Source organism: Pseudomonas sp. CK-NBRI-02, from assembly GCF_008124495.1.
GTDB classification, from domain to species: Bacteria; Pseudomonadota; Gammaproteobacteria; order Pseudomonadales; family Pseudomonadaceae; genus Aquipseudomonas; species Aquipseudomonas guariconensis.
On sequence record NZ_VSJH01000002.1, the window covers coordinates 136626 to 157924 of the forward strand.

The following is a 21299-nucleotide window of genomic DNA, read 5'->3' on the forward strand; positions in this document are numbered from 1 at the left end:
CAGGGCTCCAGGCGGGCGACGGATGCCTCAAGCATAGCGGTTCAGCGAAGCGGGCTGAACCGCCTTGCGCAGGCTCGGGTCTACTCTTCTCCAAGCCGCAGAGGAAAGACCACCATGATCGCCAGAGCGCTGGCCTGCCTGCTGTTGTCCACCGTCCTGTGCCTGACGGTGCAGGCGCGGGATTACCGCTACAGTGATGCCCACCTGCATTACGTCGACTTCTTCCAGGAGAGCGAGGGCATGGCTGCGCTGTTCAAGGCCATGGACGAGGCTGGGGTCGAGCAGTCCATGATCGCGGGTATTCCTGTGGCCAAGAAGTGGCATGAAGATGAGCCCAAGCGCCCGCGCTACTACGCCGGTGATGATGCGGACGCCTACTGGTACAGCGCCACCGATGTCTACGTCGCCGCCGCGGTGCAGCAGTTGCCGCCGCAGCAGCGCCGACGTTTGCATCCATTTCTCAGCGGCTTCAATCCGGTGGACAAGAATGCCGTCAGCCACATCGAGCGCATGCTTGAGCTGTACCCAGGGCTTTGGCAGGGCATTGGCGAGGTGTTCACCCGTCATGACGATCTGACTGCGCTCACCAGTGGCGATACGCCCAGGGCCAACAATGAGGCCATGACGCGGATCTATCACTTGGCGGCCGAGCGTGACTTGCCGGTGCTCATCCATTCCAACATCACCTCCAAGCGCGAGCGCAACCCGCTTTACCTGGCGGAGATCGAAGAGCCACTGCGTAACCATCCACACACCCGCTTCATCTGGGCCCATGCCGGTACCAGCGCGGAAATCCATCGGCATCAGACACAGATGAACTTCCTCCTGCCAGTGCTCACCCGGCTGCTCGAAGACTACCCGAACCTGTATATCGATCTCTCTTGGAGCATGCGCGAGCCTTACTTGCTGGACGGGCAGGGCAAGCCGCACGAGGCATGGGTCAAGCTGGTCGAGCGGTTCCCGGGGCGTTTCATGCTCGGTTCGGATGTGGTCGGGCGCTTTTCCGGAATCGGCGAGCAGATGCACGGTTTTGATGCCTTCCTCGATGCGCTGCCGGTCGAAGTGGCCAACCGTGTGGCGCACACGAATTTTCTGTCAGTGCTACCGGGTGCACCAAAATAATGCGTGCCGCTTGATTCTGGCCCTTTGATATTGCCTTTTCGTCTTAAGCAAATTCGGCCCCTCCCCGATAGTGTCTATAACAACGACAACGTGGCAGAGGGAGCTGTACATGAGTCTGAGACGTTTGAATATCGCCCCCCGTGCGGGGCTTGGCTTTGGCCTGATGGCCTTGCTGGTCGCCCTGCTCGGGGGCTTTTCTCTCCAACAGATGACACAGATGCGCCAGCAAGCCGAGCAGGTGGACGACAACTGGTTGCCCAGTGTCATTTCGGTCGGGCGCATGACTCAGGACATGTTGCGAATCCGCGCCCTGACCTTGCGCCTGCTGATCGACCCGGCGCCGGCGGCACAACAGCAGAACCGTGCGCGTATCGAAGAACTCAAAGCCGGCTTGAACGAAGTCCAGCAGCGCTATAAGGCGCTGATCGTGTTGCCGGAAGAGCACACGCTGCTCACTCGCTACCAAGGGCTTGAACGCCAATACCTGGACCTGCAGGGCCAGGTAATGCAACTGGCGGGCGAAGGGCGCACCGATGCGGCCGCGACCTTGGTCAACGGCGAGATGAACCAGTTCGCTGACCAGATGACCGCGACCCTCAACGAACTGATCGAGCTGAACATCCACCATGCCGATCGCGCCACGGATCTTGCCGAGGCGGTCTACGCAGGGGCCAAGGTCTGGGTGTGGGGATTGTTACTGGTGGCGGTGACCATGACCGTGGTCCTGGCGCTGGCCCTGACACGCAGTATCGTGCGGCCGCTGGGGCAGTCGTTACAGGTGGCTGAGACGGTCGCCAAGGGCGACCTGACGCCGCAGATCACTGTGCAGGGCGAGGACGAGCCTGCGCGCTTGCAGGCGGCGCTCAAGGTCATGCAGCAGAGCCTGCGTGACACCATCGGACGAATTTCCGATTCGGCGGGACAGTTAGCTTCAGCTTCCGAGCAGCTCAGTGCGGTTACCGAGGACGCTACCCGAGGGTTGCAGCAACAGAGCCAGGAAATCGAACAGGCGGCGACGGCCGTCAACCAGATGACCTCGGCAGTGGAGGAGGTGGCGAGCAATGCGGTAGCGACGTCAGAGGCCTCCCGCGAGTCCGACCGTATCGCCCGCCAGGGGCGTGAACAGGTGCAGGCGACCGTGCATGCCATCGAGTCCCTGGCGGCGGGCGTGGCCGACAATGCCGATGAGGTCGGGCAACTGGCCCAGCAGGTTCAGGACATCAGCAAGGTGCTGGATGTGATAGGTGCTATTGCTGAACAGACCAACCTGTTGGCGCTCAATGCCGCTATCGAGGCGGCGCGGGCGGGAGAGGCGGGGCGTGGCTTTGCGGTGGTGGCTGATGAGGTAAGGGCGTTGGCCCACCGCACACAGACGTCTACCCGCGAGATTGAGCAGATGATCGTTGCCATCCAGGCCGGCACCGAACGTGCGGTGCACGGCATGCAACAAAGCAATGAGCGGGCGCGTTCGACCCTTGAGGGTGCCCATGCCGCGGGCGAGGCGTTGGAGGCGATCACGGCGGCCATAGCGCGGATCAACGAACGCAACCTGGTGATCGCCAGTGCATCGGAAGAGCAGGCTCAGGTGGCCCGAGAAGTGGATCGCAACCTGATCACCATCCGCGACCTGGCGCACCAGTCCTCGGCGGGGGCCGAGCAGACCTCGGCGGCGAGCCAGGCCTTGTCGCAGCTGGCGGTGGATCTGAACGCACTGGTGCACAGGTTTTCGGTTTAGCCCAGCAAGGGCAAAGCCCTCGCTCTGTTCTTGCAGCCAAACGAAAACGCCCCGAACCAGTCGGGGCGTTTTCGTTGCAGCGAGGTCAGGCTGTTACTTGCCAGTCCAGCGCTTGAGCACCAGGGTGGCGTTGGTGCCACCGAAGCCGAAGCTGTTGCTCATGACCGTGTCGATCTTGGCGTTTTCTTCGGTCTGGCGCAGGATCGGCAGGTCGGCGACCTCCGGGTCCAGCTCGTCGATGTTGGCGGAGCCGGCGATGAAGTTGTTTTCCATCATCAGCAGGCAGTAGATCGCCTCGTGTACGCCTGCGGCACCCAGGGAGTGGCCGGACAGGCTCTTGGTCGAGCTGATCTTCGGAGCCTTGTCGCCGAACACTTCACGTACACCTTTGATCTCGGCGACGTCACCGACCGGAGTCGAAGTGCCGTGGGTGTTGAGGTAGTCGATCGGGGTGTCGACGGTGGCCAGCGCCTGCTGCATGCAGCGGATCGCGCCTTCGCCGCTCGGGGCAACCATGTCGTAGCCGTCGGAAGTTGCGCCGTAGCCGACGATTTCGGCATAGATCTTGGCGCCACGGGCCAGGGCGTGTTCCAGCTCCTCGACCACGACCATGCCGCCACCACCGGCGATGACGAAGCCATCGCGGTCAGCGTCATAGGCGCGCGAGGCCAGTTCAGGGGTTTCGTTGCGCTTGGTCGACAGGGCGCCCATGGCATCGAACAGGAACGACTGGCTCCAGTGCTCTTCTTCACCGCCGCCGGCGAAGACGATGTCCTGCTTGCCCCACTGGATCTGCTCCAGGGCAGTGCCGATGCAGTGTGCGGAGGTGGCGCATGCCGACGAGATCGAGTAGTTGATGCCCTTGATCTTGAACGGGGTGGCCAGGCACGCCGATACCGTGCTGCCCATGGTGCGGGTGACGCGGTACGGGCCGACGCGCTTGACGCCTTTCTCGCGCAGGGTATCCAGGGCTTCCATCTGGTTCAGGGTGGAGGCGCCGCCGGAACCTGCAACCAGGCCGGTACGCGGGTTGGAGACTTGCTCCTCGGTCAGACCGGCGTCCTTGATCGCGTCCTGCATGGCCAGGTAGGCGTAGGCAGCGGCATGGCCGACGAAGCGGTAGACCTTGCGGTCGATCAGCTCTTCGAGGTTGAGGTCGATGGAACCGGAAACCTGGCTACGCAGCCCCATTTCCTTGTATTCCGGGTTGTAACGGATACCCGGACGGCTGTTGCGCAGGTTTTCGGTGACGGTAGCTTTGTCATTGCCCAGGCACGATACGATGCCCAGACCAGTGATAACGACGCGGCGCATGCGAATAACCCTTAGAAATTGTCAGTGGAGGTGAACACGCCGACCCGCAGGCCTTCGGCGGTGTAGATCTCGCGGCCGTCGACGCTGACCGAGCCATCGGCGATGGCCATGTTCAGCTTGCCCTTCAGGACGCGCTTGATATGAATGTTGTAGGTGACTTTCTGGGCCGAAGGCAGTACCTGGCCGAAGAATTTCACTTCGCCCGAGCCCAAGGCGCGGCCGCGGCCTGGCAGACCCTGCCAGCCAAGGAAGAAACCGACCAGTTGCCACATGGCATCCAGGCCCAGGCAGCCTGGCATGACGGGGTCGCCTTCGAAGTGGCAGGCGAAGAACCACAGGTCCGGATTGATATCCAGCTCGGCGACCAATTCACCTTTGCCGTACTTGCCGCCTTCGGCGCTGATATGGGTGATGCGATCGACCATCAGCATGTTCGGGGCGGGCAGTTGCGCATTACCTGGGCCGAACAGCTCACCGCGACTGCAGCGCAGCAAATCTTCCCGAGTAAAGGCGTTTTGTTTGGTCATGCGAGCTCCTCAATAATCCCCGTGCGGCTGGGGCTGAATCTTCCCGGCCGGCTCGGCGGTTGAGTCCGAGACGGCAGCCTACAGGTAGACTATTGCGTTGTGGTGAAAGTCACAGCGCACCTGGCAAAGAAGTACAGGTGTGCACTGAAACGCTTATTTTCAGGGCCTATGCAGGTCCTGTCTAGTGGCCACGGCGGTTAATTCGGTTGCTTTGCGTCGTCGGGCGACCCGTCACCGACACCGGACAAGCCGCGTTCTGGCCTCCATCTCCCTAGACTGCCGCATTTCGGCGTTAATCGCCAGTCGCGGCTGTCCGTCCGGATAACCAGCGTTGCAGCACCTGCTGCAGTTCCGTTCGTTTGAAAGGCTTGCTCAGGTAGTCGTTCATCCCCGCTGCCAGGCATCGCTCGCGATCGCCCTGCAGCGCGTTGGCCGTGAGGGCGATGATCGGCACCTGCGCGCCGTTGGGCAGCAGGCGGATACGCCGAGTGGCCTCGTAGCCGTCCACAACGGGCAGGCGGCAGTCCATCAGCACGGCGGCGAAGCGTTGTTCACGCACCTGCTCGACGGCCTGAAGACCATCGAGGGCGGTGACGACTTCGAAGCCCAGGCTGCGCAGCATGGCCTCGATGACGCTCTGGTTGACCGGGTTGTCTTCTACCAGCAGGATCTGCCCGCCTTCCCAGGCCGCTTGGCCTTCGACGTCCTGGGCCGGCAGCAAGGTCGCCGTGGCGCTGGCCAGGGCCAAAGGCATTTCCAGGGTGAAGGTCGAGCCCAGCCCTTCGCGGCTTTCGCCGCGCAACTGCCCGCCCATGCGCTCGGCGAGGGTCCGTGCGATCGCCAGGCCAAGGCCTGTGCCGCCATAGCGACGGGAAATCGAGCTGTCGGCCTGCTGGAAGGCCACGAACATCATCTCCAGGCGGTCGCTGTCGATGCCGATGCCGGTGTCACGCACCGCGCAGGTGAACCACACCTGTTGGGCATCCAGGGCCCGCCAGCGGGCCTCCACTTCCACTTGGCCGTGTTCGGTAAATTTCAAGGCGTTGCCGATCAGGTTCAGCAAGATCTGGCGGATCCGTGTCGGATCGCCTGTGACCTGCAACTGGTCGATGCCTTGGGGGAGCTGCAAATGCAGGCCCAGCCCGCGCTGCTGGGCGCTGTGCTGGAACGACTGAACGCTGCTGCTGATCAGCTCGCCCAGGTTGAAGGCGATGTGTTCGAGTTCCAGCGTGGTGCGCTCGATCCGCGAGAAGTCGAGGATGTCGTTGATCACCTTGAGCAGATGCCCGGTGGATTCGCTGGCCACGGCGGTGTAGTCAGCCTGCTCGCTGGTCAGCGGGGTGGTCTCGAGCAGTTGCAGCATGCCCAGGACACCGTTCATGGGGGTGCGCAGTTCATGGCTCATCATCGCCAGGAACTCCGATTTGGTCCGGTTGGCTTGCTCGGCCTCCTCACGCGCCTGAATCATCTGCGCCATGGCCTGCTTCTGCTCGGTGCTGGCTTTCTCCAAGGCACTGGCCAGGTTGTTGATGTGTCGGGCCAGGTGCCCCAGCTCGCTGTCGTCGACTTCCGGCACTTGGGTCTTGAACTCGCCCTTCTGGATGGCCTTGACTGCATGGCCCATGTCGCTGATCGGCTTGGCCAGGCTCATGGCCAGGCGGCGGGCGAGCAGGAAGGTGAACAGCAAGGCGAACAGGGCCAGGATGCCGGCCTTTATCACGATTTCCTGCTGGCGCTGGCTGAAGGCATCGTCGGACATGCCCACGATCACCCGCCCCAGATAGTCATCGCCAATGCTGGGAGCAGGCGCGTTGCCCTGTTGCAAGAAGTCGTTGTCCAGGCGGATCTGCTGCAGGCGGATCGGCGCCTGGAACACTTCCACGCGCTGGGCTCGGTTGACGTTCTCGCCGTTCTGCTCGACGTACACCAGGATGTGGTTGCGGCTGTCCTGCACCTCGAGAAAGCGTACGTGCGGAATGCTCAGGGTCGCGCGCATGAGGCTTTCGAGTACCTCATTGTTGCCGGAAATCACGCCATATTCGGAGGCGGGAGCCAACTGGTTGGCGATCAGTTGCCCGGTATGGTTGAGCTCCTGTCGCAGGTCCTGCAGACGCACGAAGGTGAAGAAGCTGATCAGCAGCAGGGTCAGCAACAGGGCGGGGCCCAGGCTGATGATCTGGGTGCGGGTGTGGATGTCCCAGCTCAGGCGGTTGCTCATGGGGTGGGCTCTCCTTCGGCCAGGACCACGGCGGCGGCCTTGGGGTCGATCGGCTCCAGCCCCAGGGCGCGAGCCACTTGCTGGTTGCCGCTGACCCCATAGTGCGTGGGGTAGTGGCTGCGCGGCCAACTGGCGGGCGAGCGGTCGAGCAATTGGTCGAGCACCGCTAGCCAGTCGTCCTGGTCGCTGAAGGTGCTGGCCAGCGCCCCGGCGCGGACAAAACCTGCGTTGGGACCGATCAGCGCCATCTGCCGGCCATAGCTGCTGAGCAGGACGTTCTTGGCGGTCTTGGAGTTGTACAGGTCGGGGTCGTCGATCCCCAGCAGGACATCGCTGTTGCTCAGCAGGTGTTGCAGCGGGCGGCTGTCGCGCGGGTCCGGCCAGTCCTGTGCGACGATCTCAAGGCCCAGCGGGCGGGCGGCCAGGCGCAGTTCGTCAAGCATGAAGCGGCTATGTTCGCCGTACAGCACACCGATTCGTCGCGCCTGTGGCAACAAGTAGCGCGTCAGGCGCAATTGCCGACCAGGCGGTGGATCGCTCCACAACAGGCACAGGTAGGCGGGACGCGACTTTCCCAGGCGTTGTTCCGCCTGTACCCGGCTGACCCGCAAGGCCAGCGCCGGAGGGCCAGCGGCCTCGCCCAGGCGCCATTCGAATGCTGCGCTGTCGAGCAGCACCAGGCGCACATCAGCCTTCAATTGCCCTGGCTTGGGCAGGGCGTCGACGGTCTTGAAATGCACCTGGTCGTTGGGACGGCGCGCTTCCAGGGCGGAGACGAAGCTGCGTACGCCTGGTTGGTCGCTGGCGCCTACCAACAGAATCTCGCTGGCTGATACCGCGCCCAAAGGCCACAGGCAGAACAGCAACAGGCGCAGCAACAAGGCCATCAGAACTCCAGCTCCGCGCTCACGCTCAAGCGGTGACGGCTGTCGTAGCGGTTCTGCGGCACGGTGACCGGCTCGTCATCCAGGCGCTGCTGCCAGAGCGCGGCCAGCTCAAGATTGCTGCCTTGGATGCGAAAGCGTTTGGCCACGCGCAGGTCGAGGCGTTCGTAGCGGTACTGGTTGAGCGCGTCGTCACCGTAGTAGAACAGGGCGCTGGACCAGCCCTGGCCCCATTCGCGCATCCAGCCGGCCGAGCCACTGTTGCGTGCGCTCAGGCGTCGGTCGCTGGGGTTGCTGGCCCAGGCATCGACGTAGGCGTAGGTCAGGCGCAGTCGGTCACGCAGGGTAGGGCGCCAGTCCAGCTGCGCTTCGCTGCCGCTGAAGCGGGCCTTGTTGGCGTTGCTGGCGATGTACTGGTTGTTGCGCAACGGCTCGCTGATCATTCCGGTGATCTCGTCATAGAACAACTTCACATCCATGTTCAAATCGATGTCGCTGAAATTGCCGTTGTAGCCCAGCTCCCGCGAGCGCATGCGCTCTTGTTCGAGGTCGCCAGGGCCGCGGGTCTTGACGAAGTATTCGCCGTGCTGCAACCCATACACGTTGGGGGTCAGGTTGTTGACCGTGTAGCTCCAGTTGACGTTGTTCTCGAACATGTCCGGCGAGCGCACCGCCTCGGAGTACACCGCGCGCAAACCGTGACGCGGGGTGATCAGGTAGTTGACCGCCATGCGCGGGGTGAGCGAGCTGCCCGACAGGCGCGAGTCCTCGAACATCGCGCCACCCTGGAGAATCCAGTGCTCGTCGGCGCGCCACTCCAGTTGACCGAACAGGCGCCAGGTCTGGTCGTCCAGGCTGCCGTTGAAGTAGGTCTGCGAGTCGGCGCGATCATAACGGTAGTTCATTCCGCTGAGCAGACGCAGGTTGTCGGTCAGGCTCAGGGTGTCCTGGACCTCGAGATCGAAGCGGGTTTCCCGAGTGCTTTGGTCCACATCGCCGCAAACCACTTCACGACCACCATTGGCCCATTGGCTGGCGATCTGGTCGCGCAGGGCGTTCTGCACGGGGTCGCTGCTGGGAGGCGGGTTGTTGGCGTTGCGTGCCACTTGCTCGGCATAGTCCGGGTTGATCTGCCAGAGCCGCGTCAGCTCCGGGCTGAAGGCGATGGCCGCATCGCAGGCCAGCCAGACCTGTTGCCGGTCGAAGTGCTGGGCCGAGCCCTGGACATACAGGCTGTGTTCGGGATTGAAATCGATGTTCCAGCGCATCGAGCCCGCATAGTCCTTGGCATTGACGTCGGCGTTGTCGCCTCGGGCGGTCACGAAGGGAAACACCGGCTGATAGGTATAGGGCCGCTGATTGCTCCCTTCCTTGGCCGCCAGTTGCCATTCAAGGGTCTGGTTGACCGCCAGGTTGTGGCTGGCGCTGAGGTTGAAGCGGTTGAGGCGGCGGCTGTCGCGGTAGTCGTTGCCGAACTGGTCCTCGTCGAAGCCATCATCCTGCATGCCGGACAGCGACAGGCGCATGTCGCCGCCTTCCCAGCCGAAGCCCTGGCTGGCGTAGTAATCGTTGATGCCGTCCTGGCCGCGGGTCACCTTCACGCGGGTGCCATGGCTGTCGGCGGGGTTGCGGGTGAGGATGTTGACCACGGCCATCAAGGCGTTGGCCCCGTAACTCACGGTGTTGGGGCCGCGGAATACCTCGATCCGGTCGATGTCCTCGATGGCCAGCGGGATGTCGCTCCAGTCCACCGTGGCAAGGCCTGCGCGATACACCGAGCGGCCATCGATCAGCACTTGCATGCGCCGCGCGTCGTTGACGTTGCTGCCATGGTAGTTGACGGTCGGCTGGTTGCCGGCGACGTAGCCCACCATCATGCCGGGTACCAGGCGCATCAGCTCGGGAATGTCGCGTGCGCCGCTGGCGCGGATCAGTTCGCTGTCGAGCACCGTCATGCTGCCAGGTACGGCGGCCGGGGATTGTTTCAGGCGTGTCGCGGTCAGAACCTGCGGCAGGTCCTGGTTGTCGAGGAACATGTCATCGGCCAGGGCCGGGCCGCCCAAGAGGGCAGTCAGCAACAGCAGGCGAGGGTAAGGTGGCGTGCCAGGGAACACGGTACGGCCTTGTTTCAGAGATGAAACAGGCATGTTAACTGACCGCTTGGGTTTTGCCAGTGCGATTTGATATCCATACGCAGGGCTGGCACTGCCACTGGCTCTGTCGCATGCGCGCCGTATAATGCCCCGGTCGCCAACTTAACTTATTGGCTTTAACGGATTGGATATGACTGAACAGCAACCTGTTGCAGTTCTTGGGGGCGGCAGCTTCGGCACCGCCGTGGCGAACTTGCTGGCCGAAAACGGCGTGCCGGTCCGGCAATGGATGCGTGACCCCGAGCAGGCCGAGGCCATGCGCGTCAATCGCGAGAATCCTCGCTACCTCAAAGGCATTCGCCTGCAGGACGGGGTGGAACCTGTCAACGACCTGCTGGCCACGTTGCAGGCCTGCGACCTGATCTTCGTCGCGCTACCTTCCAGCGCCTTGCGCAGCGTGCTGGCGCCCCATGCCGAACTGTTGCGCGGCAAGGGTCTGGTCAGCCTGACCAAGGGCATCGAGGCGCAAAGTTTCAAGCTGATGAGCCAGATCCTCGAAGAGATCGCGCCCGAGGCCCGCATCGGCGTGCTGTCGGGGCCGAACCTGGCCCGCGAGATCGCCGAACACGCCCTGACCGCCACCGTGGTCGCCAGTGAGGACGAAGCCCTCTGCCAACGTGTGCAGGCGGTGTTGCATGGCCGCACCTTCCGCGTCTACGCCAGCGCCGACCGCTTCGGCGTCGAACTCGGCGGCGCGTTGAAGAACGTCTACGCCATCATTGCCGGCATGGCCGTCGCCCTGGGCATGGGCGAGAACACCAAGAGCATGCTGATCACCCGCGCGCTGGCCGAGATGACCCGCTTCGCCGTGAGCCAGGGCGCCAACCCCATGACTTTCCTGGGCCTGGCCGGGGTTGGCGACTTGATCGTCACCTGCTCCTCGCCCAAGAGCCGCAACTATCAGGTCGGCCATGCCCTGGGCCAGGGTCTGAGCCTGGAGCAGGCGGTGAGTCGCCTGGGCGAGGTGGCCGAAGGGGTCAACACCCTCAAGGTACTCAAGGCCAAGGCCCAGGAGGTACAGGTGTACATGCCGCTGGTGGCTGGCCTGCACGCGATCCTCTTCGAGGGGCGTACGCTGAACCAGGTGATCGAGCACCTGATGCGCGCCGAGCCCAAGACCGACGTCGATTTCATTTCCATCAGCGGTTTCAATTGATCCCGGAGCACATGCATGAACGACACAGCCAACCGCGCCCAGCGCGAATCGATCATCCTGCGGGTACTGTGGATGCTGGTGTTCCTCTTGGTCTGGCACATGGCGCAACTGTTGCTGGGTGGCCTGGTGCTGGTCCAGCTGATCTACCGCCTGGTCTATGGCGCGCCCAGCGGTAGCCTGATGAATTTCGGCGACAGCCTGAGCCAGTTCCTGGCGCAGATCGGCCGCTTTGGCACCTTCCACAGCGACCAGAAGCCCTGGCCGTTCGCCGACTGGCCGACCCCTCGCGCCCCTGAAGGCGAAGTGCCTCACGAAGTTGCCTCGGCGCCTCATCCGGTGCGTGATCAGGAGCCCAAGCTGTGAAGGTCTGGGTGCTGCGCCACGGCGAGGCCGAGCCACGCGCCAACACCGACGCCGAGCGGCGCCTGACCAACCATGGTCGCGAGCAGGTGCTGCGTAGTGCCGCGCGCCTGTTGGGCCAACCGCTGCAGGCGATCATCGCCAGCCCGTACGTTCGAGCCCAGCAGACAGCCGCTCTGGTGCACGACGCCTTGGGCTTCGATGAGCCGGTGCGTACCGTGCCTTGGCTCACCCCCGACAGCGATGTCGGGCAGGTGATCGGCGAGCTGGACCAACTGGGCCTGGAGCACGTGCTGCTGGTGAGTCACCAACCCTTGGTCGGCACCTTGGTAGGCATGCTCGAACACGGCCATGGCCAGCAACCGGCGCCGCTGAGCACAGCGAGCCTGGCTGAGCTGGAAGGGGACTGGCCGCTGGCTGGGTTGATGACCTTGCAGGGGCTGTATCACGCCGGCTGACCCTGGCTGTTGACGGTGCCTTCTTCGCGGGTTCACGCGCGAAGAAGGCGACACACAAGCCAGGCATGTCCGGATCGCCCTCAGCGATGACCTTTCCGAACGTTGCCGCCCCAGCACGCCATGCCGACAATGGGCCATCACTTCCCATTCAGACCAGGCCGCCATGTCGCAGCAGATCTTCTTCGCCCACGCCAATGGCTTCCCTTCGGCCACCTACGGCAAGTTGTTCGCCGCCCTGGCGCCGGACTACCAGGTCCAGCACCTGGCGCAACATGCCCACGACCCGCGGTTCCCGGTCAACGACAACTGGCAGAACCTGGTCGATGAGTTGCTTCACCACCTGGCCCAGCAGGGGCAGCCGGTCTGGGGCGTCGGCCATTCCCTGGGTGGCCTTCTGCACCTGCATGCCGCGCTACGTTGCCCGCAGTACTACCGAGGCGTGGTAATGCTCGATTCGCCTGTGCTGACCCGCGCCGACCAGTGGATGATCCGCGCGGCCAAGCGCCTGGGCTTCATCGACCGCATCACCCCGGCCGGGCGCACCCTGGGGCGTCGCGAGGCATTCCCCGACCGTGACAGCGCACGGGCCTACTTCGCCGGCAAGACGTTGTTCCGCCACTTCGACCCCGATTGCCTGGAGGCGTATCTGGAGCACGGCCTGCAAGCCACCCAGGAGGGCTTGCGCCTGCGCTTCGACCCCACGACCGAGATCGACATCTACCGCAGTATCCCCCACGTCAGCCCGGCGCCAGCGCGCCAGCTGCAGGTACCGCTGGCGGTGGTGCGTGGCGACCAGAGCCGGGTGATCCGCCGCCACCATGCCCTGGCGGTGCGCGGCATTCCCCGGGGCGAATACCACAGCCTGCCCGGTGGGCACATGTTCCCGCTGGAGCGGCCGGGGGATACAGCGCACTTGATCAAGGGCCTGTTCGATCGCTGGAGTCGAGCATGAGCACGCATGTCGAAGAGATACGTCTGAGCCTCGGCCATATCGAGCTGGCGGCGCACCTGTTCGGGCCGGATGACGGTCTGCCGGTGATCGCCTTGCATGGCTGGCTAGACAACGCCAACAGCTTCGCCCGCCTGGCGCCGCGCCTCGACGGGCTGCGCGTAGTCGCCCTGGACCTGGCCGGACATGGCTATTCCGAGCATCGCCCTGTCGGCGCCGGTTACGCTTTGGCCGACTACGCCCACGATGTGCTGCGGGTGGCCGAGCAACTGGGCTGGAAGCGCTTTGGTCTGCTCGGACACTCGTTGGGCGCAATCATCAGCGTGCAGCTGGCGGGAGCCTTGCCCGATCGCATCAGCCACCTGGCGTTGATCGACGGCGTGATCCCGCCCACGGCCCGCGAGCAGGACGCCGCCGAACGCCTGGGCATGGCGCTGCAGGCGCAACTGCGCTTGGATGGCAAGCACAAGTCGGTGTACGCGACCCTTGAAGATGGCGTGCAGGCGCGCATGAAAGGCATGGTCGCGGTCAGCCGCGAAGCCGCCGAGCTGCTGGCCCAGCGTGGCCTGATGCCGGTGCCGGGCGGCTACAGCTGGCGCAGCGACAGCCGCCTGACCTTGCCATCACCGGTACGCCTGAACGAGGCGCAGGCCATGGCCTTCGTGCATCGGGTCGCGTGCCCGGCCTGCCTGGTGGTGGCGGCCGATGGCATGCTCGCGCAGCACACAGCCTTGCTGGAGCAGCTACCCTTTGAGCAGGTCACGCTGCCCGGTGGCCATCACCTGCATTTGAATGACGAACAGGGCGCAACCCTTGTTGCAGACTGTTTCAATCGCTTCTTCGGCTTTTCTTGACTTGCACAGGACAAGTGTCGAGGCTTGGCGGGTTGAACACGGAGACAACCATGCACATGCCAGACATCCTGGATTACCCCATCGGCGCCCTGTGCGTGACAGGTGGCCGATGATCACGCGCACACTGATCGCCGTTTGCCTGGGCTTGGCCAGCCCCTTGTCGTGGGCCGGCAGCCTGCCCGTGCCGGTGGATGCCAAAGTGGTCGACCAGCGTCCGGCCGTGGAGCAGGAGCGGGTCTATCCCATGGGCCCTTTACGCAAGATCAGCGGCCGCCTGAGGGTGGACGAAAAAGTCGAAAGCCGCGGTCAGGTCAGTTCCGTCACCTATGAGCTCCCTGTCGAACGGACTGCCCGCGAGGCCTTCACCAGTGCCCGCGAGGCCTTGCAGCGCGAGGGGGGCTATCCGCTGTTCTGGTGCCAGGGCCGCGATTGCGGCGAAGCCAGCCTGTGGGCCAACGAAGTATTCGCCAATGCCCGCCTCAATGGTGGAGACGAGCAACAGGCGTTCATCCTCCTGCGCCGCTCCGCCGAAGAGGCCGACACCTTGGTCTCGCTCTACAGCGTCACCCGTGGCAATCGCCGCGCCTACCTGCACGTCGAGGAGTTCGTGGCCGACCAGCCTCTGGGCGAGCTGTTGCCGACACCAGCCACGGTGCTGCGCGAACTGCGCGACACCGGCAAGCTGGACTACCCTGACCTTGCCGCACCGCAGCCCACCTGGGTGGCCTTGCTCGGGCGCAGCCTGAACCTGGACAGCACCCTGCGCGCCAGCCTCAGCGGCGCCCAGGCCGAAGCCTGGCGCGAGCAACTGGTAAACGCCGGCGTGCGCAGTACCCGCCTGGAAGTCGGGACGGCACCCACCGATGGCCTGCACCTTGAGCTGATCCGTTGAATGAGTCCCTCCATGCCCAACATTGACCGCCTGCTGATCCAGATCCTGCTGCTGGCCCTGCTCGGGGCCGGGCTGTGGGTGATGGCGCCTTTCATTTCGGCATTGCTCTGGGGCGCCATCCTGGCCTTCGCCAGTTGGCCGCTGATGCGCTTGCTCACCCGCGTGCTGGGCGGGCGCGAAACGCTCGCCGCGAGCCTACTGACCGCCGTGTGGATCCTGGTGGTGGCCTTGCCGCTGGTGTGGCTCGGCTTCAATCTGGCCGACCACATCCGTGATGCCACCGCGTTCATCCGGGACGTGCAGGTCGACGGCTTGCCCGACGCCCCCGACTGGCTGGGCAGCATCCCCCTGGTGGGGGAGCGACTGGTGCGCTGGTGGGATTCCATGGATCAACAGGGCGCGGCCTTGCTGGCCTCGGTCAAGCCGCACCTGGGGCAGGTCGGCAACTGGCTTCTGGCGCGCAGTGCGCAGATTGGCAGCGGCGCGTTGGAGCTGACCCTGAGCCTGGTGTTCGTGTTCTTCTTCTACCGTGACGGGCCGCGCCTGGCGGCCTTCGTGCTGCGCCTGTTGCAGCGGTTGATGGGGGAACGCGCCGAGTATTACCTGGACCTGGTGGCTGGCACCGTGCAGCGCGTGGTCAACGGCGTGATCGGCACTGCCGCGGCCCAAGGCTTGCTGGCTTTGATCGGCTTCCTGATCGCCGGTGTGCCGGGCGCCATCGTGCTGGGGCTGGTGACCTTCATGCTCAGCCTGATTCCCATGGGGCCGCCGCTGGCCTGGATACCTGCCACCGGCTGGCTGGTGTGGAAGGGTGAGTACGGCATGGCGGTGTTCCTCGGCCTGTGGGGCACCTTCATCATCAGCGGCGTCGACAACGTCCTCAAGCCGTACTTGATCAGCCGCGGTGGCAACCTGCCGTTGGTGATCGTGCTGCTCGGGGTGTTCGGCGGGCTGATCGCCTTTGGCTTCATCGGCCTGTTCATCGGGCCGACCTTGCTGGCGGTGGGCTATAGCCTGCTGCTGGACTGGAGCCGTAACGCGGGGCAGCAGACACCCCAGCGGTAGTCAGGCCAAGGCTCTCCATGCCGCCATCCTTGCGGGGTACCCGCGACGATGGCGGCTGCCGAAAAGGCTGATCTTTACGCACTCTTTATGCCCTGACCCCACCCCCCATCTCGTCCCTTTACGCTCCTCCCTCGGACAATTTCCCTAAAGCGGCCCATGCGCCGTACCAAGGGAGATGCGCACATGAACATGCTGGACGGGGTGTCACTGCTGCTGGCAGTGGCGTTGGCGATGTACCTGCTGGTGGCGCTGCTGCGCGCCGATCGCAGTTAAGGGGCGGCCATGCACAGTTACGACTACCTATTGCTGTTGGCGTTCTTCGCCATCGTGCTGCTGCCAGCACCTTGGCTCGGGCGCTTTTGCTTCAAGGTGATGGAAGGGCAGCGCACCTGGCTGACACCGGTGCTCGGCCCGCTGGAGCACGGTTGCTACCGCCTGGCCGGCGTACGCGCCGAGCAGGAGCAGAACTGGAAGCAATACACCCTGGCCTTGCTGGCCTTCAACCTGGTCGGCTTCGTATTGCTGTTCAGCGTGCTCCTGCTCCAGGGGTATCTGCCGCTGAACCCGCAGCAGCTGCCGGGGCAGGAGTGGACGCTGGCGTTCAACACTGCAGTCAGTTTCATGACCAACACCAACTGGCAGGCCTACAGCGGTGAAGCGTCGGTCAGCTACCTGAGCCAGATGATCGGCCTGACTGTGCAGAACTTCGTGAGCGCCGCCACCGGTCTTGCCGTGCTGGTCGCCCTGTGCCGAGGGATTGCCCGTCGCTCCACCACCACGTTAGGCAATTTCTGGGTCGACTTGACCCGCGCCACCCTCTACGTGCTGCTGCCACTGTGCCTGGTGCTGGCACTACTGCTGGTGTGGCAGGGCGTGCCGCAAACCTTCGCCGACTACGCCCACGCACTCACCTTGCAAGGCAGCGACCAGGCACTTCCCCTTGGCCCGGCCGCCAGCCAGATCGCCATCAAGCAACTGGGCACCAACGGCGGGGGCTTTTTCGGCGTCAACTCGGCGCACCCGTTCGAGAACCCCACAGCCTGGAGCAATCTGTTCGAGGTGGCATCGATCATCCTCATTCCGGCAGCGCTGGTGTTCACCTTCGGCCATTACGTCAAAGACTTGCGCCAGAGCCGGGCGATCCTCGCCTGCATGCTGGGCCTGTTCCTGATCGGCGGCGCTACGGCGCTGTGGTCCGAGCAACAGCCCAACCCTGCCTTGGAAAGCGCTCAGGTACAACAGACCGCGCCGCTCGAAGGCAAGGAAAGCCGCTTCGGCACCACCGCCTCGGTGCTATGGAGCGTGACCACCACCGCCGCCTCGAACGGTTCGGTCAATGCCATGCATGACAGCCTCAACCCGCTCACGGGCATGGTGGCCATGGTCAATATGATGGTCGGCGAGGTGATCTTCGGCGGCGTCGGCGCAGGTCTTTACGGCATGTTGCTGTTCGTGCTGATCGCCGTGTTCCTGGCGGGCCTGATGATCGGTCGCACGCCAGAGTACTTGGGCAAGAAGCTCCAGGCGCGGGAGGTGCAACTGCTGGTGGCGACCTTGCTGGTGATGCCGGTGGGTGTGCTGGTGCTCGGCGCCATCACCGCGAGCCTCGCCGGGCCTGCCAGTGCCGTGACCAATCCCGGTGCCCACGGCTTCAGCCAACTGCTTTATGCCTACACCTCCGGCACCGCCAACAACGGTTCGGCCTTCGCCGGTTTCGGTGCCAACACGCCGTACCACAACCTGATGATCGGCCTGGCCATGCTTATCGGCCGCTTCGGCTACATCCTGCCGGTGCTCGCCTTGGCTGGCAGCCTGGCAGCGAAGAAGAGCGCGCCCCAGGGGCTGAACAGCTTCCCCACCCATGGCCCGCTGTTCGTGGTCCTGCTGCTGGTGACCATTGTGCTGGTCGGTGGCCTGACTTTCCTGCCGACCTTGGCCCTCGGGCCGATTGCCGAACACCTGAGCCTGGGCTTCTGAGGACCTCCCATGAACATGCCTATTCCTGATGTCAAAGCCAACCGCACCGCCGTGGACCAGACCCGCTTCGCCGCGCTCTGGCGTCCGGCCCTGGTCCAGGCTTTCGTCAAGCTCGACCCCCGCCAACTCAAACGCTCTCCGGTGATGTTGGTGGTCGCCCTGACCGCGCTGCTGACCACACTGCTGTGCTTCGTCCCCGGCAGTGGCGTGGGGACCGGCGTAGCCCTGCAGATCGCCCTGTGGCTGTGGTTCACCGTGCTGTTCGCCAACTTCGCCGAAGCCTTGGCCGAAGGCCGTGGCAAGGCCCGTGCCGACAGCCTCAAGGCCGGCAGTCAGGGCCTGACCGCCCAGCGTCGCACCGTCGATGGCCGCTTCGAGACCGTGCCCGCCACCCAGCTTCGCAAGGACGATGTGGTCAAGGTCGTTGCCGGCGAGTTGATCCCCGGTGACGGCGAGGTGCTCGAAGGCATCGCTGCGGTCAACGAGGCGGCCATCACCGGCGAGTCGGCCCCTGTGATCCGTGAGTCCGGCGGCGACCGCTCGGCGGTGACCGGCAACACCCGCCTGGTTTCGGACTGGCTGTTGATCCGCATCACCAGCAACCCCGGCGAGTCGACCCTGGATCGCATGATCGCCTTGGTCGAAGGCGCCAAACGCCAGAAGACCCCCAACGAAATCGCCCTGGATATCCTGCTGATTGGGCTGACGTTGATCTTCCTGATCGTGGTGGTGACGTTACAGCCGTTCGCCCATTTCTCGGGTGGCAGCCTGCCGCTGATCTTCCTTGCTGCGCTGTTGGTCACGCTCATCCCCACCACCATCGGTGGCCTGCTCTCGGCCATCGGCATCGCCGGCATGGACCGCCTGGTGCGCCTTAACGTCATCGCCCGCTCCGGCCGTGCGGTGGAGGCGGCGGGTGACGTGCACACGCTGATGCTCGACAAGACCGGCACCATCACCTTCGGCAACCGTCGTTGCAGTGCACTGCATGCCGCGCCCGGCATCACCGCGCGGGAACTGGGGGAGGGCGCGTTGTTCGCCTCGCTTGCCGACGACACTGCCGAGGGCAAGTCGATTGTCGAATACCTACGTCAGCAACAGGCGTTCATCGAACCTTCGGCCAACCAGTTCGAAGCCATTGCCTTCAGTGCCGAGACGCGGCTCTCGGGTATCGACTTCCAGCAACGCTGCTACCGCAAGGGCGCGGTCGATGCGGTGTTGGCCTTCGTCGGCCTGCAACGCCTGGAGATGCCCACGCCGCTGGCCCGTGAAGTCGAGCGTATCGCCCAGAGCGGTGGCACACCGCTGCTGGTGTGCATCGACAAGCGTTTGCTGGGAGTGATCCACCTCAAGGATGTGGTCAAGCCCGGCATTCGCGAGCGTTTCGCCGAGCTGCGCAAGCTGGGGATCCGTACGGTGATGGTGACGGGCGACAACCCGCTGACCGCCGCTGCCATTGCCGCCGAAGCGGGGGTCGACGATGTGCTGGCCGAGGCCACGCCGGAGAAGAAGCTGGCGCGCATCCGCCAGGAACAGAACGACGGCCGTCTGGTGGCCATGTGCGGGGACGGCGCCAACGATGCCCCCGCCCTGGCCCAGGCTGATGTCGGCATGGCCATGAACGACGGCACCCAGGCCGCGCGCGAGGCGGCCAATATGGTCGATCTGGACAGCGACCCGACCAAGTTGCTGGACGTGGTCCAGGTGGGCAAGGAGCTGCTGGTCACCCGCGGTGCGCTGACCACGTTCTCCATCGCCAACGACGTGGCGAAGTACTTTGCCATCCTGCCGGCGCTGTTCGCCGTGATCTACCCGCAGTTGGGCGTGCTCAACCTCATGCAACTGCAGAGCCCGCAGAGCGCGATCCTCTCGGCCATCGTGTTCAACGCGCTGATCATCGTCGTGCTGATCCCGCTCGCACTGCGCGGCGTGCGCGTCCAGGCGGCGAGCGCGGCCCACCTGCTGCGACGCAACCTGCTGATCTACGGTGTGGGCGGCATCATCGTGCCGTTTGCCGGGATCAAGGCGATCGACCTCTTGCTCAACGCTTTGCACCTGGTTTGAAGGAGATGGACATGACCACTTACCTGCGCCCGGCCCTGAGCCTGGCCCTGCTGATGACCCTGGTCACCGGCGCGCTGTATCCCTTGGCGGTGACCGGCATCGCCCAGGTCGCCTTCCCTGAGCAGGCCAATGGCAGCCTGGTACGTGACGAGCAGGGGCGGGTGCGCGGCTCGGCCTTGATCGCCCAGGACTTCACTGGCGATGCCTGGTTTCACTCGCGCCCGTCGGCCGGCGCCTACGCCACCGTTGCCAGCAGCGCCAGCAACCTCTCGCCGAGCAATCCGGCCCTGGCCGAGCGGGTCAAGGCCGAGGCCTCTGCGCTCTATCAACCCCAGCAAGGCCCTGTACCCCTGGCCTTGCTGACCACCTCCGGCAGCGGCCTGGACCCGCACCTGCCGCCCGATGCCGTGGCCTACCAACTGCCCCGTGTGGCGTCGGCGCGGCAAGTGCCGGTGCAGCGCTTGCAAGCGTTGGTGGAAGCGTCCACCCTCCACCCATTGATCGGCCCGCCTGTGGTCAACGTGCTGGCGCTGAACCAGGCGCTGGAGCGCCTGGCCCCGATGCCCTCCGGCTCCTGAGCCTTATCGGAGCTGGCGAAGCCTGCGGCCTGCACAGCAGGCTCCAGGCTCTCTGAAATCGAAGGATGAAACATGAGTGACTCCGCCCGCGCCGATGCGCTCCTGGCGGGCCTGCCGCGCGAAGGTCGTGGCAAGCTCAAGGTATTTCTCGGCGCCGCCCCCGGCGTGGGCAAGACCTACGCCATGCTCCAGGCCGCCCACGCCCAGCAACGCCTGGGCGTGCAGGTGCTGGCCGGGATCGTCGAAACCCACGGCCGCGCCGAAACCGAGGCGCTGCTCGGCGGCCTGGCCCAGCAGCCCTTGCTGCGTACTGACTATCGCGGCGTGACCCTCGAGGAAATGGACCTCGACGGCCTGCTCAAGGCCGCCCCCACCTTGGCCCTGGTGGACGAACTGGCCCACACCAACGCCCCCGGCAGCCGCCACGCCAAGCGCTGGCAGGACGTGCAGGAACTGCTCGCTGCCGGCATCGATGTCTACACCACCGTCAACGTCCAGCACCTGGAAAGCCTCAACGACAAAGTCCGCGACATCACCGGCGTTCAGGTCCGCGAGACCCTGCCGGACTGGGTTCTGCAAGAAGCCTTCGAGCTGGTGCTGATCGACCTCCCACCGCGTGAGCTGCTCATGCGCCTGCGCGAGGGCAAGGTCTATGTGCCGGAGCAGGCGAGGGCGGCCATCGACGCCTACTTCTCCCAGACCAACCTTACCGCCCTTCGCGAGCTGGCCATGCAGACCGCCGCCGCTCAGGTCGATGCCGACCTCGCCCACGGCTACCGCCAGCGCGGTCAGGAGGCCCCGGCCCTGCGCGGGCGCCTGCTGGTGGGCGTGGACGGTGACGAGCAGGCCGAACGCCTGGTGCGCCATGCCAGTCGCGTTGCCCAGCGCCGCCACTTGCCTTGGAGCCTGGTGCACGTGGACAACGGCCGCCTGCGCGACGAGACCGCCCGCCAGCGCCTGCAGGCCGCCCAGCAACTGGCCGAGCGTCTGGGC

At 64.7% G+C, this 21299-nt stretch carries 19 protein-coding genes; 14 read left to right on the forward strand and 5 right to left on the reverse strand.

What is annotated here, in order from left to right; all coding sequences use genetic code 11:
- The first annotated feature begins 114 nt into the window (after window positions 1–114).
- Both DQ397_RS02135 and DQ397_RS02140 read left to right on the forward strand, forming a co-directional pair.
- Window positions 115–1122 (forward strand): amidohydrolase family protein, encoded by a 1008-nt coding sequence (locus DQ397_RS02135; protein WP_043211390.1) that lies wholly within the window; start codon window positions 115–117, stop codon window positions 1120–1122.
- 109 nt (window positions 1123–1231) lie between these two features.
- Window positions 1232–2857, forward strand: coding sequence for a methyl-accepting chemotaxis protein (locus tag DQ397_RS02140; RefSeq protein ID WP_043211388.1), 1626 nt, complete (start codon window positions 1232–1234; stop codon window positions 2855–2857).
- Between the two features lie 93 nt (window positions 2858–2950).
- Here the strand turns inward: DQ397_RS02140 and fabB are convergent, their stop codons facing one another.
- From fabB to DQ397_RS02165, 5 genes are all read right to left on the reverse strand, one after another.
- Entirely contained in the window at window positions 2951–4171 is a 1221-nt protein-coding gene (gene fabB / locus DQ397_RS02145) for a beta-ketoacyl-ACP synthase I (protein ID WP_043211385.1), read from the reverse strand.
- 11 nt (window positions 4172–4182) lie between these two features.
- Window positions 4183–4698 (reverse strand): 3-hydroxyacyl-[acyl-carrier-protein] dehydratase FabA, encoded by a 516-nt coding sequence (gene fabA / locus DQ397_RS02150; RefSeq protein ID WP_043211383.1) that lies wholly within the window; start codon window positions 4696–4698, stop codon window positions 4183–4185.
- Between the two features lie 292 nt (window positions 4699–4990).
- The gene (locus DQ397_RS02155; RefSeq protein ID WP_148921457.1) at window positions 4991–6916 is read right to left on the reverse strand and encodes an ATP-binding protein; all 1926 of its coding nucleotides are present in this window, start codon (window positions 6914–6916) and stop codon (window positions 4991–4993) included.
- Window positions 6913–7803: an ABC transporter substrate-binding protein gene (locus DQ397_RS02160; RefSeq protein WP_043211378.1), complete on the reverse strand. Its 891-nt coding sequence runs from the start codon at window positions 7801–7803 to the stop codon at window positions 6913–6915. Before DQ397_RS02160 ends, DQ397_RS02155 begins: the two co-directional genes overlap by 4 nt.
- Entirely contained in the window at window positions 7803–9947 is a 2145-nt protein-coding gene (locus tag DQ397_RS02165; protein WP_177343699.1) for a TonB-dependent siderophore receptor, read from the reverse strand. The genes DQ397_RS02160 and DQ397_RS02165 overlap by 1 nt, the downstream gene beginning before the upstream one ends.
- A gap of 136 nt (window positions 9948–10083) precedes the next feature.
- On the opposite strand from DQ397_RS02165, the gene DQ397_RS02170 reads away from it, so the two are divergent.
- The 12 genes from DQ397_RS02170 to DQ397_RS02225 form a co-directional block, all read left to right on the forward strand.
- On the forward strand, window positions 10084–11109 hold the full coding sequence (locus DQ397_RS02170; protein WP_043211374.1) for an NAD(P)H-dependent glycerol-3-phosphate dehydrogenase: 1026 nt from the start codon (window positions 10084–10086) through the stop codon (window positions 11107–11109).
- 15 nt (window positions 11110–11124) lie between these two features.
- Window positions 11125–11472: a DUF4389 domain-containing protein gene (locus DQ397_RS02175; protein WP_043211372.1), complete on the forward strand. Its 348-nt coding sequence runs from the start codon at window positions 11125–11127 to the stop codon at window positions 11470–11472.
- Window positions 11469–11927 (forward strand): phosphohistidine phosphatase SixA, encoded by a 459-nt coding sequence (sixA, locus tag DQ397_RS02180; protein ID WP_043211370.1) that lies wholly within the window; start codon window positions 11469–11471, stop codon window positions 11925–11927. Before DQ397_RS02175 ends, sixA begins: the two co-directional genes overlap by 4 nt.
- Before the next feature lie 163 nt (window positions 11928–12090).
- Window positions 12091–12879 (forward strand): alpha/beta fold hydrolase, encoded by a 789-nt coding sequence (locus tag DQ397_RS02185; protein ID WP_043211368.1) that lies wholly within the window; start codon window positions 12091–12093, stop codon window positions 12877–12879.
- On the forward strand, window positions 12876–13730 hold the full coding sequence (locus DQ397_RS02190; RefSeq protein WP_043211365.1) for an alpha/beta hydrolase: 855 nt from the start codon (window positions 12876–12878) through the stop codon (window positions 13728–13730). The genes DQ397_RS02185 and DQ397_RS02190 overlap by 4 nt, the downstream gene beginning before the upstream one ends.
- Window positions 13731–13839: 109 nt before the next feature.
- Window positions 13840–14622, forward strand: coding sequence for a DUF4892 domain-containing protein (locus DQ397_RS02195; protein ID WP_043211363.1), 783 nt, complete (start codon window positions 13840–13842; stop codon window positions 14620–14622).
- A 12-nt stretch (window positions 14623–14634) separates the two neighbouring features.
- Window positions 14635–15687, forward strand: coding sequence for an AI-2E family transporter (locus DQ397_RS02200; protein WP_043211361.1), 1053 nt, complete (start codon window positions 14635–14637; stop codon window positions 15685–15687).
- 183 nt (window positions 15688–15870) lie between these two features.
- Window positions 15871–15960 (forward strand): K(+)-transporting ATPase subunit F, encoded by a 90-nt coding sequence (gene kdpF / locus DQ397_RS02205; protein WP_043211358.1) that lies wholly within the window; start codon window positions 15871–15873, stop codon window positions 15958–15960.
- 9 nt (window positions 15961–15969) lie between these two features.
- The gene (kdpA, locus tag DQ397_RS02210; RefSeq protein WP_043211356.1) at window positions 15970–17664 is read left to right on the forward strand and encodes a potassium-transporting ATPase subunit KdpA; all 1695 of its coding nucleotides are present in this window, start codon (window positions 15970–15972) and stop codon (window positions 17662–17664) included.
- A 9-nt stretch (window positions 17665–17673) separates the two neighbouring features.
- Window positions 17674–19728, forward strand: coding sequence for a potassium-transporting ATPase subunit KdpB (gene kdpB / locus DQ397_RS02215; RefSeq protein WP_148921458.1), 2055 nt, complete (start codon window positions 17674–17676; stop codon window positions 19726–19728).
- An 11-nt stretch (window positions 19729–19739) separates the two neighbouring features.
- A complete protein-coding gene (kdpC, locus tag DQ397_RS02220) occupies window positions 19740–20306 on the forward strand; it encodes a potassium-transporting ATPase subunit KdpC (protein WP_043215936.1) in 567 nt (188 codons plus the stop codon).
- A gap of 72 nt (window positions 20307–20378) precedes the next feature.
- Window positions 20379–21299: universal stress protein (locus DQ397_RS02225; RefSeq protein WP_178113761.1), on the forward strand; the 921-nt coding region annotated here is incomplete at its 3' end.

Bases quoted from the DNA above. Each gene is read 5' to 3' on its own strand.
- DQ397_RS02200 (WP_043211361.1), top strand. From the start codon at position 14,635: ATGCCCAACATTGACCGCCTGCTGATCCAGATCCTGCTGCTGGCCCTG.
- DQ397_RS02170 (WP_043211374.1), top strand. From the start codon at position 10,084: ATGACTGAACAGCAACCTGTTGCAGTTCTTGGGGGCGGCAGCTTCGGC.
- fabB (WP_043211385.1), bottom strand. From the start codon at position 4,171: ATGCGCCGCGTCGTTATCACTGGTCTGGGCATCGTATCGTGCCTGGGC.
- kdpA (WP_043211356.1), top strand. From the start codon at position 15,970: ATGCACAGTTACGACTACCTATTGCTGTTGGCGTTCTTCGCCATCGTG.
- DQ397_RS02165 (WP_177343699.1), bottom strand. From the start codon at position 9,947: ATGCCTGTTTCATCTCTGAAACAAGGCCGTACCGTGTTCCCTGGCACG.
- fabA (WP_043211383.1), bottom strand. From the start codon at position 4,698: ATGACCAAACAAAACGCCTTTACTCGGGAAGATTTGCTGCGCTGCAGT.
- DQ397_RS02155 (WP_148921457.1), bottom strand. From the start codon at position 6,916: ATGAGCAACCGCCTGAGCTGGGACATCCACACCCGCACCCAGATCATC.
- kdpB (WP_148921458.1), top strand. From the start codon at position 17,674: ATGAACATGCCTATTCCTGATGTCAAAGCCAACCGCACCGCCGTGGAC.
- DQ397_RS02135 (WP_043211390.1), top strand. From the start codon at position 115: ATGATCGCCAGAGCGCTGGCCTGCCTGCTGTTGTCCACCGTCCTGTGC.
- DQ397_RS02140 (WP_043211388.1), top strand. From the start codon at position 1,232: ATGAGTCTGAGACGTTTGAATATCGCCCCCCGTGCGGGGCTTGGCTTT.
- DQ397_RS02185 (WP_043211368.1), top strand. From the start codon at position 12,091: ATGTCGCAGCAGATCTTCTTCGCCCACGCCAATGGCTTCCCTTCGGCC.
- DQ397_RS02175 (WP_043211372.1), top strand. From the start codon at position 11,125: ATGAACGACACAGCCAACCGCGCCCAGCGCGAATCGATCATCCTGCGG.
- DQ397_RS02195 (WP_043211363.1), top strand. From the start codon at position 13,840: ATGATCACGCGCACACTGATCGCCGTTTGCCTGGGCTTGGCCAGCCCC.
- kdpF (WP_043211358.1), top strand. From the start codon at position 15,871: ATGAACATGCTGGACGGGGTGTCACTGCTGCTGGCAGTGGCGTTGGCG.
- kdpC (WP_043215936.1), top strand. From the start codon at position 19,740: ATGACCACTTACCTGCGCCCGGCCCTGAGCCTGGCCCTGCTGATGACC.
- DQ397_RS02160 (WP_043211378.1), bottom strand. From the start codon at position 7,803: ATGGCCTTGTTGCTGCGCCTGTTGCTGTTCTGCCTGTGGCCTTTGGGC.
- DQ397_RS02190 (WP_043211365.1), top strand. From the start codon at position 12,876: ATGAGCACGCATGTCGAAGAGATACGTCTGAGCCTCGGCCATATCGAG.